This window comes from Pseudonocardia lacus (assembly GCF_018531445.1).
In the GTDB taxonomy this organism is placed as follows: domain Bacteria; phylum Actinomycetota; class Actinomycetes; order Mycobacteriales; family Pseudonocardiaceae; genus Pseudonocardia; species Pseudonocardia lacus.
This window is the reverse complement of record NZ_JAHDTH010000202.1, coordinates 1-15,380: the sequence shown is the minus strand read 5'-3', so window position 1 is coordinate 15,380 and position 15,380 is coordinate 1. Positions and strand designations below refer to the sequence as shown.

Annotated in this window: 16 protein-coding genes; 9 read left to right on the top strand and 7 right to left on the bottom strand. The window is 74.7% G+C overall.

All coding sequences use genetic code 11. The features are described 5' to 3' along the window. Nucleotides 1-33: 33 nt before the first annotated feature. The 4 genes from KIK08_RS31280 to KIK08_RS31265 all read left to right on the top strand — a co-directional run bounded on the left by KIK08_RS31280 (nucleotide 34) and on the right by KIK08_RS31265 (nucleotide 2,881). A complete protein-coding gene (locus KIK08_RS31280; protein WP_214406914.1) occupies nucleotides 34-633 on the top strand; it encodes a CHAT domain-containing protein in 600 nt (199 codons plus the stop codon). A 13-nt stretch (nucleotides 634-646) separates the two neighbouring features. Continuing rightward, on the top strand, nucleotides 647-1,261 hold the full coding sequence (locus tag KIK08_RS31275; RefSeq protein ID WP_214406913.1) for a hypothetical protein: 615 nt from the start codon (nucleotides 647-649) through the stop codon (nucleotides 1,259-1,261). A gap of 162 nt (nucleotides 1,262-1,423) precedes the next feature. After that, the gene (locus KIK08_RS31270) at nucleotides 1,424-2,017 is read left to right on the top strand and encodes a TetR/AcrR family transcriptional regulator (protein ID WP_308258012.1); all 594 of its coding nucleotides are present in this window, start codon (nucleotides 1,424-1,426) and stop codon (nucleotides 2,015-2,017) included. Between the two features lie 90 nt (nucleotides 2,018-2,107). Then, nucleotides 2,108-2,881, top strand: coding sequence for an SGNH/GDSL hydrolase family protein (locus KIK08_RS31265; protein ID WP_214406911.1), 774 nt, complete (start codon nucleotides 2,108-2,110; stop codon nucleotides 2,879-2,881). Nucleotides 2,882-2,956: 75 nt separating this feature from the next. Here the strand turns inward: KIK08_RS31265 and leuA are convergent, their stop codons facing one another. Further along, on the bottom strand, nucleotides 2,957-4,753 hold the full coding sequence (gene leuA, locus KIK08_RS31260; protein ID WP_214406910.1) for a 2-isopropylmalate synthase: 1,797 nt from the start codon (nucleotides 4,751-4,753) through the stop codon (nucleotides 2,957-2,959). A gap of 284 nt (nucleotides 4,754-5,037) precedes the next feature. On the opposite strand from leuA, the gene KIK08_RS31255 reads away from it, so the two are divergent. Continuing rightward, nucleotides 5,038-5,328, top strand: coding sequence for a hypothetical protein (locus KIK08_RS31255; RefSeq protein ID WP_214406909.1), 291 nt, complete (start codon nucleotides 5,038-5,040; stop codon nucleotides 5,326-5,328). A 19-nt stretch (nucleotides 5,329-5,347) separates the two neighbouring features. Here the strand turns inward: KIK08_RS31255 and KIK08_RS41220 are convergent, their stop codons facing one another. Continuing rightward, nucleotides 5,348-6,259, bottom strand: coding sequence for a GNAT family N-acetyltransferase (locus KIK08_RS41220; RefSeq protein ID WP_214406908.1), 912 nt, complete (start codon nucleotides 6,257-6,259; stop codon nucleotides 5,348-5,350). Nucleotides 6,260-6,352: 93 nt separating this feature from the next. On the opposite strand from KIK08_RS41220, the gene KIK08_RS31245 reads away from it, so the two are divergent. Beyond that, nucleotides 6,353-6,715 carry a hypothetical protein gene (locus KIK08_RS31245; protein ID WP_214406907.1) on the top strand — a complete coding sequence of 121 codons (363 nt, stop codon included), beginning with the start codon at nucleotides 6,353-6,355 and terminating at the stop codon, nucleotides 6,713-6,715. Here the strand turns inward: KIK08_RS31245 and KIK08_RS42025 are convergent. After that, the gene (locus KIK08_RS42025; protein WP_214406906.1) at nucleotides 6,687-7,610 is read right to left on the bottom strand and encodes a GNAT family N-acetyltransferase; all 924 of its coding nucleotides are present in this window, start codon (nucleotides 7,608-7,610) and stop codon (nucleotides 6,687-6,689) included. The genes KIK08_RS31245 and KIK08_RS42025 overlap by 29 nt on opposite strands. A 226-nt stretch (nucleotides 7,611-7,836) precedes the next feature. On the opposite strand from KIK08_RS42025, the gene KIK08_RS31235 reads away from it, so the two are divergent. From KIK08_RS31235 to KIK08_RS31225, 3 genes are read left to right on the top strand one after another with little or no spacing between them, the layout of a single operon-like run. After that, nucleotides 7,837-9,102, top strand: coding sequence for an aspartate kinase (locus KIK08_RS31235; protein WP_214406905.1), 1,266 nt, complete (start codon nucleotides 7,837-7,839; stop codon nucleotides 9,100-9,102). Next, complete coding sequence (locus tag KIK08_RS31230) at nucleotides 9,099-10,169, top strand: aspartate-semialdehyde dehydrogenase (RefSeq protein WP_214406904.1); 1,071 nt, start codon at nucleotides 9,099-9,101, stop codon at nucleotides 10,167-10,169. The genes KIK08_RS31235 and KIK08_RS31230 overlap by 4 nt, the downstream gene beginning before the upstream one ends. A 3-nt stretch (nucleotides 10,170-10,172) precedes the next feature. Next, nucleotides 10,173-10,703, top strand: a complete 531-nt coding sequence (locus KIK08_RS31225) for a beta-class carbonic anhydrase (protein ID WP_214406903.1) — start codon at nucleotides 10,173-10,175, stop codon at nucleotides 10,701-10,703. 37 nt (nucleotides 10,704-10,740) lie between these two features. Here the strand turns inward: KIK08_RS31225 and KIK08_RS31220 are convergent, their stop codons facing one another. The 4 genes from KIK08_RS31220 to KIK08_RS31205 all read right to left on the bottom strand — a co-directional run. Beyond that, nucleotides 10,741-11,778 carry an endonuclease/exonuclease/phosphatase family protein gene (locus tag KIK08_RS31220; protein ID WP_214406902.1) on the bottom strand — a complete coding sequence of 346 codons (1,038 nt, stop codon included), beginning with the start codon at nucleotides 11,776-11,778 and terminating at the stop codon, nucleotides 10,741-10,743. A 15-nt stretch (nucleotides 11,779-11,793) separates the two neighbouring features. Further along, a complete protein-coding gene (locus tag KIK08_RS31215; RefSeq protein ID WP_214406901.1) occupies nucleotides 11,794-13,023 on the bottom strand; it encodes an MFS transporter in 1,230 nt (409 codons plus the stop codon). An 848-nt stretch (nucleotides 13,024-13,871) separates the two neighbouring features. Further along, entirely contained in the window at nucleotides 13,872-14,291 is a 420-nt protein-coding gene (locus KIK08_RS31210) for a DUF8820 family protein (RefSeq protein WP_214406900.1), read from the bottom strand. A 149-nt stretch (nucleotides 14,292-14,440) separates the two neighbouring features. After that, nucleotides 14,441-15,380 (bottom strand): DUF6745 domain-containing protein (locus KIK08_RS31205; protein WP_408004762.1); only part of this gene is annotated, 940 nt, incomplete at its 5' end.

Sequence of the window (15,380 nt, the reverse complement as noted above, 5' to 3'; positions counted from 1 at the left end):
CCGGTCGCGGTGGCGCCGTAGGTGTCGTCGTGGGTGCGGTCGCTGCCGGTCGGCGGCGCGGCCGCGCCGGCCGGCCCGGCGGGCACCGTGCTGGTCGCCGGCCCCGACCTGGCCGGCGCCCGGCGCGAGGTCGACGAGCTGGCCGCGCTCTTCCCCGGGGCCACCGTGCTCGCCCCGCCGCGGTCGACGGTGCCGGCGGTGATCGCCGCGCTGTCCGGGGCCGACCTGGCCCACCTCGGCTGCCACGGCCTGCTGCGCGTGGACAACCCGACCTTCTCCGCGCTGCGGCTGTGCGGCGGCGACCTGACCCTGCACGCGCTGGACCAGTTGGGCGCCGCCCCGCGCCGGGTGGTGCTGGCCGCGTGCGACTCGGCGAACGGGTTCGTCTACGACGGCAACGAGGTGCTCGGCTTCGTCAGCGCGCTGATGGCCCGCGGGTCGACCGCGGTCGCGGCGAACAGCGCCCCCGTCGGCGACCCGGAGTCGGTGCCGCTGACCACCGGCGTCCACCGGGCGCTGCGGGACGGCGCCGCGATGGCCGAGGCCGTGCACACCGGGCGCGCCGTCCTGGACCGGGAAGACCCCCGCCAGTTCGTGAGTTGGTGCGTGACGACCGCCTTCGGTGGCGGGTGACAAGGAGAAGCGCGTGACCGAGACCCTCACCCGCACCAGGCGGTCCCTGCACGGGGCCGCCGAGCTGCTGCTGGCCGGCCCGCAGCACCGGGCCGCCGGGACCATCCGCCTGCGGGTCGTGCCCGGCGGGTTCGGCTGGGTGGCGGGCGAGCCGCGCGTCGAGGGCAGCGACCTCGTCGGCCCGGCCGGTCGGGTGCCGCTGGTCGGCACCTACCGGGAGGTCGCGGCGGCGGCCGGCGTCGAGGTCGGGGCGCCGAGCGGCGTCTACAGCGACACGACGGGCATCGACCCCGACGAGCCGATCGACCTCGACCCGACCGCGGCTGCCCTGGTCACGGCCTGGTTCACGCTCGGCGACTCGGCCCTGCGCTCGTTCGCCCCGGAGGTCGAGCCGGTGCTCTGGCCCGAGCACTTCGACCTCGCGATCGCCGTGGACGAGGTCAACTACGGCGTCTCGCCCGGGGACGCCGGCGAGCCCCGTCCGTACGCCTACGTCGGGCCGTGGAGCCCGCGGGAGGGCGAGTTCTGGAACGCCCCCTTCGGCGCCCTCCGCCCGGCCGACGAGTTCACCGACGCGGCCGCGCTCGCCGCGTTCTTCACCGAGGGCCGTCGCCGCGCCACCCCCTGACCGTCGAGAACGAACTTGTCGTCCGTGTGGACCGGTCCATTGCACGACAACTTCGTTCTCGACGGCCGGGGTTGCGGCGAACGGGGGATGGGCAACGCCACCTTGCCGGCGGCGGCCGGCGCCTGTGACGATCTCCGCCCCGGGGGGACGAGGAGGTCGACCGTGGACCGCGCACGCCCCCCGCGCCGCCGCGACGCCGTCGAGACGCGCGAGCGCATCCTGCGGGTGGCCGCCGCGTGCTCCGGCCCGCTGTCGTTCGACGAGATCGCCCTGCGGGCCGGGGTCAGCCGGGCCACCGTCTACCGGCACTTCCCGCACCGGCAGGCGCTCGGCGCCGCCGTCGCCGAGCGCGGGTTCGCGGCGCTGCGCCGCGCGCTGGCCCGCCGGGAGCGACCGGTGTTCCGCGACCTGCTGCACGCCGTGCTGGCCACCGTCGCCTCGCTGGGCTGGGTCGTCGACCTCGACGAGGTGGCCGAGCGCAGGCGCCACCGCCACCGGCGCACCCTGATCGCCGTGCTCACCCCGGCGTTCCGCCAGGCGCAGGCCGACGGCGAGCTGCGCGGCGACGTCGAGCCCGCCGACCTGGAGCCGATCCTGCGGGCCCTGACCGCCGCCGCTCGCGAGCCGGACGGCCCGGTGGCGGCCCGTCGGCTGCTCGCGGTGCTGATCGACGGCCTGTTCGTGCACCGGCCGGTCGACACCGACATCGACGCACCCCGCCCTACGTGCGCGTGGGCGGAACGGGCCCGCGCCTAACTGAGACGGCCGGCCGGGCCCAGTCTCGTTACCCGCCAGTAACCTCAGCGGGCCCCGCACGTCCTTTCATCGGCGAAAGGTCCTCCCGGCATGCGCAGATCACGTCGGCTCGCGCTCCTGTTCCCGTCCGTCGCCCTCGCGCTCACCCTCGCGGCCGCACCGGCGCACGCCGCCGATCCGGTCGACTACGTCGCCATGGGCGACTCCTACTCCTCCGGGGCCGGCGCCCCGCCCTACGGCCTGTGCTTCCAGAGCGCCGCCGCCTACGGCCCCCGCTGGGCGGCGACCCACGACGTCTCCTCGTTCCTGTTCACCGCCTGCGGCGGGGTGACCAGCCAGCAGATGGGGCCGCAGTTCCTCGCGCTCTCCGACCGCACCGACCTCGTGACGATCACCATCGGCGGCAACGACGTCGGGTTCATCAACGTCGTGCTCGGATGCGTCACCGGCACCGACGCGCAGTGCACCGCGGCCGTCGACCAGGCCGTGCGCAGCGGCGAGACCACGCTCCCCGGTCGCCTCGACGCCACCTACGCCACGATCGAGAAGCGGGCGCCGCGGGCCGAGGTCGTCGTCCTCGGGTACCCCCGCCTCGTCGAACCCGACGGCGCCTGCCTGACGCCGAGCAAGCGCGCCGACCTCAACCGCGGCGCCGACGCCCTGCACGAGGTCATCTCCGATCGGGCCGCCGCCGCGGGCGTCGCGTACGTCGACGTCCGCGACCACTTCGCCGGCCACGGCGCCTGCGGCCCCGACCCGTGGATCAACCCGTTCAGCGCCGCGCGGATCGTCGAGTCCTTCCACCCCAACCGCGACGGCTACGCCAAGGGCTACCTGGCCCTGCTCAACTCCGTCACCGACTGACCGTCGAGAACGAAGTTGCCGTGCAAATGGACCGGTCCACTGCACGGCAACTTCGTTCTCGACGGGGCGCGCGGGTCAGCGCATGGCGCGGTTGATCGCCGAGACGACGGCCTTCAGCGAGGCGTTGACGAGCGAGCCGTTCACCCCGACGCCCCACAGCACGGTGTCCTCCACCGCGCACTCGACGTAGGCCGCCGCGCGGGCGTCGTCGCCGGCGGACATGGCGTGCTCCTGGTAGTCCAGCACGCGGATGTCGAAGCCGATCCCGGCCAGCGCGTCGACGAACGCGGCGAGCGGCCCGTTGCCGGTGCCGGTGATCTCGTGCAGGTCGTTCTCCACCCGCACGGTGGCCACGATCTCGTCGTTGCCCTCGCCGTCGCTGGTCAGCCGGTGGCGGATCAGCTTGAGCGGGGTGACGCGGTCCAGGTACTCGGTCTCGAAGCAGTCGCGCATCTCCTTGGGCGAGATCTCGCCGCCCTCGGAGTCGGTCAGCTCCTGCACGACGCGGCTGAACTCCATCTGCAGCCGCCGCGGCAGGTCCAGCTGGTGCTCGGTCTTCATGATGTAGGCGACGCCGCCCTTGCCGGACTGCGAGTTCACCCGGATCACGGCCTCGTAGGTGCGGCCGATGTCCTTGGGGTCGACCGGCAGGTACGGGACCTCCCAGCGGAAGTCGTCGACCGCGACGCCGGCCTCGGCCGCGTCGGTCTTCATGGCGTCGAAGCCCTTGTTGATCGCGTCCTGGTGGGAGCCGGAGAACGCGGTGTAGACCAGGTCGCCGCCCCAGGGGTGGCGCTCGCCGACGGGCAGCTGGTTGCAGTACTCGACGGTGCGCCGGATCTCGTCGATGTCGGAGAAGTCGATCTGCGGGTCGATGCCCTGGGTGAACAGGTTCATCCCCAGGGTGACCAGGTCGACGTTGCCGGTGCGCTCGCCGTTGCCGAACAGGCAGCCCTCGATGCGGTCGGCGCCGGCCTGGTAGCCCAGCTCGGCGGCGGCGACGCCGGTGCCGCGGTCGTTGTGCGGGTGCAGGCTCAGCACGATGCCCTCGCGGCGGGCCAGGTTGCGGTGCATCCACTCGATGGAGTCGGCGTAGACGTTCGGCGTGGCCATCTCCACCGTCGCCGGCAGGTTGACGATCATCGGCGACTCGGGGGTGGGCTGCCACAGCTCGCTGACGGCGTTGCAGACGTCGACGGCGTACTGCAGCTCGGTCCCGGTGTAGGACTCGGGGGAGTACTCGAAGCGCCAGTCGGTGTTCGGGTACTTCTCGCTGAACCGCAGCACGTCCTCCGCGCCGTCGGTGGCGATCTTGGAGATGCCGGCGCGGTCGGAGCGGAACACGACCCGCCGCTGCAGGATCGACGTCGAGTTGTACAGGTGCACGATCGCCCGCGGCGCGCCCTCGCACGCCTCGTAGGTGCGCTCGATCAGCTCGGTGCGGGCCTGGGTCAGGACCTGGATGGTGACGTCGTCCGGGATGAGGTCCTGCTCGATGATCTCGCGGACGAAGTCGAAGTCGGTCTGGCTGGCCGCCGGGAACCCGACCTCGATCTCCTTGTAGCCCATCCGCACCAGCAGGTCGAACATCCGGCGCTTGCGGGTCGGGGACATCGGGTCGATCAGCGCCTGGTTGCCGTCGCGCAGGTCGACCGCGCACCACAGCGGGGCCGTGGTGATCCGCTTGTCCGGCCAGGTGCGGTCGGGCAGCGATACCGGCTCGACGAACTCGTGGAACGGGCGGTACCGGTGGACCGGCAGGTGCGAGCCGCGCTGCGGGTTCCACACCGGCTGGGTATCGGGGACCGGGCGGTCGGGCGTGCGCAGGCGGCTGGCGCTGGACGACACGTAGGCGTCCGGGGAGGTGGTCATCGGGAGTGCTCCTGGGGTGGGCTGGTCATGGGAAGACCGGCGCACGCCACGACCCGCGACGGAGGGCCGGTCGGTCAGACCCCGCCGCGGCGACGAAGGAGCAGGCGCGCCACACCACGACCATAACCCCTCCGCCCCCCGTCCCCGCAACCTCGTCCCCCAACCTCGCCGCGCATCTCGCCGGGCCATGGGGAGCCGGCCCGGCGCGGCAGGGTGCCGATCCGGGCGACGTGGTCCACTATGCGTGTCGGCGGACCGGTGCCCGACGGGGGAGGACTGACCGGATGGTGGTAGCTCGCCGCGGGACCGACACCGCGGCCAACGTGCTGCGGTTCATCGGCCTCGCGTTCGTCGCCGTCCTGGTGCTGCACATCCTGCTGACCCTGCTGGCGAACCCCGCCCACGAGGTGACCCAGCTGGTCGCGCGCGCAGCCGACTACCTCGACCTCGGCCTCGACGGCCTGTTCGTGCCGGACAACCCGCAGGTCGCAGTGATCCTCAACTACGGCGTCGCCGCGCTGCTCTGGTACCTGATCATGGTGGTGGTCGTGCGATTGGTCCGCCGCCTCGGCTGACGCCCGGGGCCCCCGGGCGTCACCGGCGGGCGGGGGCGCGGAGGGCGGGCCGGCGCTGCCAGTGGGTCCACAGCGGACGGTAGCCGTGGCGGTACCAGAACGGGGTGGAGACGGGGTTGGGCACGGCGTGGTGCAGCAGCGTCACCCCCGCACCCGCCGCCGCGAGCGCCCCGTCGGCGACGGCGTGCAGCACCGAGGCGATGCCGCCGCCCCGCGCCGCCGGGTCGACGTACATCGAACCGAGGTAGCCGACCGTCGGCGCCGCGCACAGGCCCCGGGCCTCGTCGGCGTACCCGGGCGGGTCGACCGAGCACATGCCGACGGGGCGGCCGTCCCGCTCGGCCAGCCAGACGGACTCGATCGGGCGGGCCAGGGCCGCCGCGTAGCCCTCGACCAGCCGCGGGAGGGTCGACGGGCGTTCGCCGAGCGCGCCGAACCGGCCGTCGTAGCGGACGATCTCCAGGCCGAACCGGGCGACGACGCCCACGTCGGCCCCGCGCGCCGGGCGGATCACGACGTCGGTCGCCGGCGCGGGGGCCGCGCGTCCCGTCGGGCCCGCCGCCAGCACGACGGCCGGGGCGAAGCCGTGCCGGGCCAGCGCCAGCAGCGGGGTGGTGTCGCGGCTGGGCCAGACGACCTCGGCGGTGCTCTCGTCGTCGTCCGGCGGGCCGAGGCGGGGTTCCCAGCGGTCGAGGAGGGCGCCGAGCGCGGCGGCGGGGTCGGGACCGGCGACGAGCGCGCTGAGCCCGTGGTTGCGCAGGCCCGTCCAGGACGCGCTCATGCCCTCCGGGTCGACGTCGTTGCGGGTGGTCCAGCCGGCGCCGCCGGGCACGAGGACCGGGTCGGGAGCGGGCGGCTCGGGGGCCGGGAGCAGCGGGTCGGCGGCGCGCCACCGGGCGGCCTGGGCCGCGTACAGCTCGCCGACGTCCACGTCACCACGGTAGTGCGCTGAAGCGGTCCTGAAGCGGGCGGTGAGGTACTCACCGGGTCCCACCCCGACGTCCCGATCGGACCGGTGATCCCCGTGACCAGCACCGAGACCCGCCGCCGCGGCGGCACGCTGACCACCCTGCTCGTCCTCATCACGCTCGCCCAGCTGCTCACGCTCGTCCTGCTCGTCACCGACTGGCAGAACGCGGTGTCGCACGGCCAGTCGGTCGGCGGCCTGGCCGTGTTCGGGGTGGTGCTCTGCCTGCTCGCCCTGGCGGCCTGCGCGGGCACCTGGGCGTGGCGGCGCTGGGGCCCGGTCCTGCTCGCGGTGATCGCGGCCGTCGGGCTCGTCACCGACCTCGTGTTCGGGCTGCCGCCGCTCGCGCTGCTGCTCCGCCTCGTGCTGCTCGCCGCGTTCTTCGGCGCGGTCAGCATCCGCTGGGAGGGCTTCCGCTGACCAGCACCGCGGGCCGGCGCCGCCACGACGTCCACAGCGGGCGGTAGCCCTGCCCGTACCAGAACGGCGTGGACAGCGGGTTCGGCGGCGAGTGGTGCAGCAGCGTGCGGGTGGCGCCGGCGGCGAGCAGGGCCGCGTCGGCGTGCGCGTGCAGCGCCGCGCCGAGCCCGCCGCCGCGCACCGCGGGGTCGACGTAGAGCGAGCTCAGGTAGCCGACCGGTCCGTCGGCGCACAGCGGGGCGATCCAGCCGGCGCGGTCGGGCGGGTCGACCTCGCACAGCCCGACCATGCGATCCGCCGCTTCGGCGACCCACGCGGTCACGTCGGCCCCGTCCGCGCGGCCGGCCAGCTCCTCTCGCATCAGACTCGCGGTCGAGGGGCGCTCACCGACCGCGCCGAACTGCGCGTCGAACCGGACGATGCCCAGGTGCAGCTCGGTCGCGGTGTCCACGTCGGATGGCGCCAGGGGCCGGATCCGGACGCCGGCCGGCGTCGGCGCGTCGACCCCGCCCGTGCGGCGGACCGCGATGACGGTCGCCGCGCCGAACCCGCGCCGGTTCAGCGCGAGCACGGGTGCGGTGTCGCGGCTGGGCCAGAGCACCTCGACGGTGCTGTCCTGGTCGCCGGCCGGACCGAGCAGCGGCTCGCAGCGGTCGAGCAGCGCGCCCAGCGCCCCGGCCGGGTCGTCGCCGGCGACGTGCGCGTCGAGCCGGTGCACGCGGGCCGCGCTCCAGGTGGCGGCCACGCTGCGCGGGTCCGGGTCGGTGCGGCGGAGCCAGCCGTGGCCACCCGGCACGCCCATCGGGTCGGGCCGCGGTGCGGGCGGCGGGGGCAGCAGCGGGTCGACGGCCCGCCACCGGGCGGCCTGGGCGGCGTGCAGGTCGCGGTGGTCCACCGCCCCACGGTAGTGGCGGCGGTCCTCGCGCCCGGGCCGGTGACCCGAGGCCGTCCTCACCGCATCGGGTGGCGCCCGGTTGTGGCATGGATCGAAACCGGTCGGGAACACGGGACCGGGCCGGTAGGGTGGATTTCCGACCAGCGCCCGGTCGCCGACGGGTTCCGGGCGCGCGGAATCCGACGGTCGCGTGCACCACTAGCCGCGCCAGGACAGGAGGTCGGCGGTGGCCCTCGTCGTGCAGAAGTACGGCGGATCATCAGTCCAGGACGCGGACCGGATCAAGAAGGTCGCCGAGCGGATCGTCCGCACGCACAAAGAGGGCAACGACGTCGTCGTCGTGGTGTCCGCCATGGGCGACACGACCGACGAGCTGCTCGACCTCGCCGAGCAGGTGTCCCCGGCCCCGCCGCCGCGGGAGATGGACATGCTGCTCACCGCGGGCGAGCGCATCTCCAACGCGCTGGTCGCGATGGCCATCCACGCCCTCGGCGACCAGGCCCGCTCGTTCACCGGCTCGCAGGCCGGGATGATCACGACCTCCAAGCACGGCGACGCGCGGATCGTGCAGGTCAACCCGCAGCGCCTGCGCGACGCCCTGGACGAGGGCGCGATCGTGCTGGTGGCCGGGTTCCAGGGGGTCAGCCAGGACTCCAAGGACGTCACCACGCTCGGCCGCGGCGGCTCGGACACCACCGCGGTGGCGCTGGCCGCCGCGCTGGAGGCCGACGTCTGCGAGATCTACACCGACGTCGACGGCATCTTCTCCGCCGACCCGCGGATCGTGCCCGACGCGCAGCGCCTCGACACCATCACCTACGAGGAGATGCTGGAGATGGCCGCCTGCGGGGCGAAGGTCCTGCACCTGAGGGCCGTCGAGTACGCCCGCCGCTACGGCGTCCCGCTGCGCGTGCGCAGCTCGTACAACGACAAGCCGGGATCGCTGGTCACCGGCTCGATCGAGGAGATTCCCGTGGAGAACGCGATCATCACCGGGGTCGCGCACGACCGGTCCGAGGCCAAGATCACCGTGACCGGGGTGCCGGACACGCCCGGCATGGCGGCGCGCATCTTCCGGACCGTCGCCGAGGCCGACATCAACATCGACATGGTGCTGCAGAACATCAGCCACTCCGGCGACCGGCGCACGGACATCACGTTCACCCTTCCCAAGGTCGACGGACCGCGCGCGGTCACCGCGCTCACCGCGGTCCAGCCCGAGATCGGGTTCGAGCGGGTGCTGCACGACGACGAGGTCGGCAAGGTGTCGCTGATCGGCGCCGGCATGCGCAACCACCCCGGCGTCACCGCGACGTTCTGCGAGGCGCTGTCGAACGCCGGCATCAACATCGAGACCATGAACACCTCGGAGATCCGGATCTCCGTGCTGTGCCGCCCCGACCAGCTCGACACCGCGGTGTCGGCGCTGCACGAGGCGTTCGAGCTCGGCGGGTCCGAAGCGGCCGTCGTCTACGCGGGGAGTGGTCGATGAACGCCGGGCCCGTCGTCGCCATCGTCGGCGCCACCGGCGCCGTGGGCACCACCATGATCGAGATCATCGACGCCCGCCCGAGCGTGCCGTGGTCGGAGATCCGGCTGGTCGCCTCGGCGCGCTCGGCCGGCAAGGTCATCCCGGTCCGCGGGCGGGACATCACCGTGCTGGCGCTGGCGCCGGAGGTCTTCGACGGCGTCGACATCGCCCTGTTCGACGTGCCCGACGAGGTCAGCGCCGAGTGGGGGCCGATCGCCGCGGCCCGCGGCGCGGTCGTCGTCGACAACTCCGGCGCCTTCCGGATGGACCCCGACGTGCCGCTGGTGGTGCCCGAGGTCAACGCCGAGAAGGCGGCCGATCGCCCCCGGGGCATCGTCGCCAACCCCAACTGCACGACGCTGTCGATGATGGCCGCGATGGGCGCGCTGCACCGCGAGTTCGAGCTGCAGGCCATCGTGGTGGCGTCCTACCAGGCGGCGTCCGGCGCCGGGCAGGGCGGCATCGACCGGCTGGAGGCCGAGCTCGCCGCCGTCGCCGGCAAGCCGGTGGGCGTGCGCGCGGGCGACGTCGCCGAGGCGCTGGCCGCCGCCGGGCTCGACCCGGCCGACTCGCCGTTCCCCGCGCCGCTGGCGCTCAACGTCGTGCCGTGGGCCGGCTCCCTCAAGGACGACGGCTGGTCGTCGGAGGAGCTGAAGGTCCGCAACGAGGCCCGCAAGATCCTCGGCATCCCCGACCTCAGGGTCTCCGCCACCTGCGTGCGCGTCCCGGTCGTCACCACCCACTCGCTGGCCGTGCACGCCACGTTCGCCCGTGAGGTCACCGTCGACCAGGCCCGCAAGGTGCTCGCCGCGCAGCCCTCGATCGTGCTGCGCGACGACCCGGCCAACGGCGAGTGGCCCACCCCGGCCGACACCGTCGGCGGTGACCCGACCTGGGTCGGGCGCATCCGGCAGGCGCTGGACTTCCCCAACACCCTCGAGCTGTTCCTCTGCGGCGACAACCTGCGCAAGGGCGCCGCGCTCAACACCTACGAGATCGCCGAGACCATCGCGGCGGACCGGGGGTAGGGCGTGGCCATCGAGGAGCTGATCGACCGCTACGAGGCCGGGGGCGGCCAGCTGGCCGCGGCCAACGCCGACGGCCTCGCCGTCCCGCCCGCCCTGCACACGGTCGTGCTGACGTGCATGGACTCGCGCATCGACGTGTTCGCCCTGTTCGGGCTCAAGCTCGGCGAGGTGCACGTGCTGCGCAACGCGGGCGGCGTCGTCACCGAGGACGTCATCCGCTCGCTGACGATCAGCCAGCGCAAGCTGCAGACCCGCGACGTGCTGCTCGTCCAGCACAGCGGCTGCGGCCTGGGCACGTTCACCGACGACGACTTCTCCGAGGAGCTGGCCCACGAGGTGGGCATGCGCCCGCCGTGGCGCACCCACGCCTTCCGCGACCCGGCGATCAGCGTCCGGCGCGACCTGGCCCAGCTGCGCCACGACCCGTTCCTGCTGCCCGGCACCCGGGTCCGCGGGTTCGTGCTGGACATCGAGCGCTTCGTGCTCGACGAGGTGCACCTGCCCGACGCGCCCGAACGGGCCGCGGCGTCCTGACGGCCTGACGGGTCCCACGGCCGGCCGTGGGACCCCGTCAGGGGACGCGGACGGTGGTGAGGATGGCGCGGTGGTCGCTGCCGGCGATCTCGTGCACGGAGAACGACTCCGCGTCGATGCCCGCGGTGGACAGCACGTGGTCGATCTGCGGGCCGAACAGCTCGGTCGACTCCGTCGGGCTCCACGTCGACAGCAGGCCCTGGCCGCGCTGCTCGGCGGCGTCGGTGCAGCCGGTCATGCCCTTGCGCAGCAGCGAGTGGTCGAGGGTGGCGTTGAGGTCGCCGGCGATGATCGCGGGTGAGCCGCCGGCGCACCACTTCGCCAGCAGGGCCATGTCGTCGCGCCAGCGGGGGAAGCGGAAGTAGGTCGGGGCGGCGGCGTGGTAGGCGACGAAGGTGAGCTCGCCCAGCCCGCCGCCGGTGACCTGCAGGTAGGGGAAGCTGGCCGAGTCGGTGCCGATGTCGAAGCGCACCTCGCCCAGCCGCTCGGACACCAGCGCGACGACGCCGTCGATGTCGGCGCTGGCCTTCGAGGAGACCGCCCAGCGGTAGCCCAGCGGCTCGATCAGCGGCATCAGCTCGCCCGCGAAGCGCTCGCCGGCCTCGGAGATCGACACCAGGTCGGGGCGCTGGGCGGTGATCAGCGCGGCCAGCTCGGCGGGGTCGGCGTTGCCCTCGAAGGTGTTGAAGGCGAGCACGGACAGCGGCTCGCCCGCGGTGGGCAGCGGGTCGGCGATCACCCGGGGCATGATCGTCGCGCCGCCGGCGAGCAGCACGACCAGCGCGCCGACCGCGAACGGCAGCAGCGTGGCGCGGGCCCGGCGCCAGGCCACGACCAGCACCAGCAGCACCACGACCACGATCAGCCCGAACAGCAGCACCCACGGCCGGAAGGCGATGGCGCGGGCGAACGGGCCGCGGTGGTCGACGCCGACGAGGTCGGGGATCGCGGTGAACGCCGCGGCGGCGGTGAACAGCAGCGCGGCAAGGTAGCGGACGACCACGCGGCCGTGTCCGCGCCGGGCGGGCGGGGGTGGGGGCGTGATCGGGTCGAGCTGCCCGGGCGGCGCGGTCATCCGTTCGAGTGTGCCCTAGTGGGGGTGAGAGCTTGCTGAGGCCGGTCGGCGACCCGCGGTAACGCCGCCGAGGAGCCCGGCGAGCACCGCGACCCCGACGCCGGCGGCGCCGACGGTGAGCACCGCGGCCGACGGCGAGGCCAGGTCGATGAGCAGGCCGGCCAGCGGGGTGCCGGCGGCCGCGCCCAGGGTGATGGCCGAGGCGTGCAGGCCGGTGACGACGCCGCGGGCGGGCTCGGGGGCGAGCCGGCTGACCGCCTCCGAGCTGGCGGCCAGCGACGGGGCGAGCAGCAGGCCGCAGGGGAGCAGCAGCAGCGCGTAGGACCACCACACCCCGCCGAGCGCGACCGGCAGCGCGGCCACCCCGACCGCGGCGGTGATCACCGGCAGCGACGGCGCCCTGGTCATCGCCCCGTAGACGAAGCCACCGATCAGCGAGGCCAGGCACCACACGCCGTTGACCACCGGGATCCACGCGGCCTGCCCGGTGGTCTGCAGCCCGGCGATCATGGACAGCTCGGTGCCGAAGACCACGACGACCGCGGCCGACGTGGCCAGCAGCGCCGCCAGCAGCCGGCGGTCGAGCCACTGGCGGATCGGCGGGGCGGGCTCGTCGCCCGTGCCGGCCGTCTTGGTGGGCGGGTCGAGCAGCCACAACCCGATGCCGGACAGCACCCGCCCCGCACCCACGACCCACACCGCGACGGGCGAGGACGCCTGCAGCACGAGCAGCGTGCCCAGCGCGGGCCCGATGATGTAGGACAGCTCGACGGCCATCGAGTCCACGGCGAACGCCGGGCGCCGCTGCGCCTCGGGCACGATCGCCGCGATCGACTGGCGGACGACGGAGAACAGCGGCACCCCGAGCGCCCCCGCGGCCAGCGCGCAGACCACCAGCGCCCCGTAGGGCAGCACGGGCGCCGCCGACCAGAACAGGATCTCCGTGCACGCCCCCAGTGCCAGCACCGGGCGCAGGCCGAAGCGGTCGATGAGGCGCCCGAGCAGCGGCGCGCCCACGGCCATGCCGATCGTGCTGGCCGCGCCGACCGTGCCGGCGGCGGCGTAGCCGTGGTCGAGGGTGAGCACGACGTGCAGGGTGAGCACGATGGCCGACGCCGACGCCGGCACCCGCGAGAGCAGCGACAGGACCATCAGCGCCGGCAGCCCCGGCAGCCGCAGCACGTCCCGGTACGGGCCGAGCCGTCCCCCCGATTTCCCCGCCGCCTTCGGCACCGCTACCGCCACGACAGCCATGCTGCCTCGTGCCCCCGACAACCTCGACCGGTTTGAGGCGAGGATCCCCACCGCCCCTCGCCGGCCCGCGCACCCGGCGCCGGGCTCGCGGTCGTCTTCGCAGGGGTGGGGGGGTCATCGCAGGTGCTGTGGCCCCTGCGAAGACCGTGCGGACTCTGCGAAGTGGGCCGACCGGGTCGCGGTCGCAGATCGGCGCGCTCAGCTGTGCATGATTCGGTCACCTCGCAGACCTAGCCGTGCTCTCGCAGCCCGCCGGCCCGCTGCGAGGACCCACCTCGCGCTGCGGCACGCACCCGACGCTGCGAGGACCGCCGCCCCGGCGGCCACTCCAGAAACCCGACAGGGCGCATGCGCGGAGGTTCGGCTCGTCGGGGTGGTGTCAGCGGCCCGGCCGGGCGCCCGGCCCACGTCGCAGAGGTTCTGTACCCGTCGCAGGCGCCCGGGGGTGTGCGACGAGTACACAAAGTCTGCGACCACGATGTGGATCACCGGCGGGCCGCGCCGGGGGTGGCCGGGGGCGTGTTCTGGGGTCGACTCGCAGACTCAGCGGGGTCCTCGCAGCCCGCCGGCGCGCTGCGAGGCCCCGGCCGGCGCTGCGACACCCACCCGGCGCTGCGAGGCCCCGGCCGGCGCTGCGACGCCCACCCGGCGCTGCGACACCCACCCGGCGCGGCGACACCCACCCGGCGCTGCGAAGACGCGGCCCGGGCGCTCACCTGGTGCTGCGAGAACGCCCCGCCCGGCCGCGCTGCGGCACTCCGCCCCCGGAAGCCCCTGCAGATCAGAGGTCGCCCGCCGCGAAGGCGACGCCGGAGGCCCCTCAAGAAAGGCGCCGCGGGTCAGTCGGCCACCCGGCGCCACTCGCCGGCGAACTCGCGCTGGCGGCGCAGTTCGTACGTGCCGGGGCCGATGCCGTTGGCCCCGTGCTCCTCGGTGTGCACCAGGTACGCCGAGGCGCCTTCGGGCACGGTGAGCGTGCCGAGGGTGAGGCCGGTGTCGCCGCCGGTGGGGTCGGCGTCGAAGGAGCAGGCGCCGTCCCACGAGTGCAGGGTGTGGGTGTTGGAGGAGGCCTCCGCCTTCACGACCTGCACGCCCGACGGCGGGATCGGGGTGGTGGCCGGGGCGCGCTGGGGGCGGCTCAGCACGATCACGTCGCCCTGCCGCTGGGCGCCGGTGAGGATCGGCACGTCGATCTCGGAGTCCAGGACGCCCAGGGTGCCGACGCCGGCGCGGTCGAGCACGGTTCGCAGGATGGCCACAGGCGGTTCCTCCGTCGTCGGGGTGGGCTGCCGTGCGGTGGGCGCTGCCCGCCACCCAGCGTGTCACGGTGATCATCACACGGCGACGGGGTTCCGGGCGAGACGCCACGATGCGTCGCCGACCGGCGCTGGGCTATCCGCTGTTCGGGTTACGTCGCGCGGTCCAGCGATGCGTACTCCGCCCGGCTCACCCCGAACGTCGCGGCGGCGGCGCCGAGCGCGTCGGGGACGTCGGCCGGCACGGGCAGGCCGAAGGCGCGGTGGGTGCCGTCGCGGTCGGGGCTGGCGTTGACGACCAGCAGCACCCTGGCCGGTCGCGGGTAGAGGTCGCGCAGCCGGTCGGGCAGGTCGTAGAGGCGCAGCACGCGGCCGGGGTTGCCGGGGTCGGGCTGGTCGGCGCCGACCTGGGCCATCCCGGTCGCGGCCACGAACCGGGCCCAGCCCATGCGCTCGATCGCGCAGCGGCGGACCTCGGCGTTGGGTTCGGTGAGGATCCGGCCCACGTCCCAGCCGGCGCCGGCGACGAGGTCGGGTGGCACGTTCGTGCCGTGCCACGAGTGCAGGGTCCAGCCGTCGGCCCAGGTCAGGGCGGGCCCATCGGCGCGGTGCAGGCGCTGGTCGTGGTCGAGGTGCAGGTCGGTGGGGCGGTCGGTGAGCACGGCGGCGCCGCGCAGCGGCCACAGCCAGCCGGTGGCGGCGACGGCCGCGGCCAGCGGCTCGTCGGCGGCTCGCCCCGGGGCGCCGTCGAGCTCGTGGCACAGCCGGGAGCTGACCAGCGCCCTGGCCAGCGACCACATGTTGTACGCCGCGTAGAGCTGCTCGAGCAGCGGGTCGAGCCGGTCCTGCCCGGGCGTCGGGTCCGTCGGGTCGCGCATCTCCTGCCGCAGCCTGCGGGCCACCTGGCCCTCCCACAGCCGAGGTGGGCGCAGGGTGCGCGAGACGTCCGGCGGCCGCGTCGCGCCCGGTGGCCGTTCGCGCGGGCGGGGCAGCATCGACACCCGCTCACCGGCGGTCGGGCCGGCGGCCAGCAGCCCGGGCCCGGCTGTGCGCAGCGCGGCGAGGCAGCCGGCGCGGACGCGGGCCCCGGCC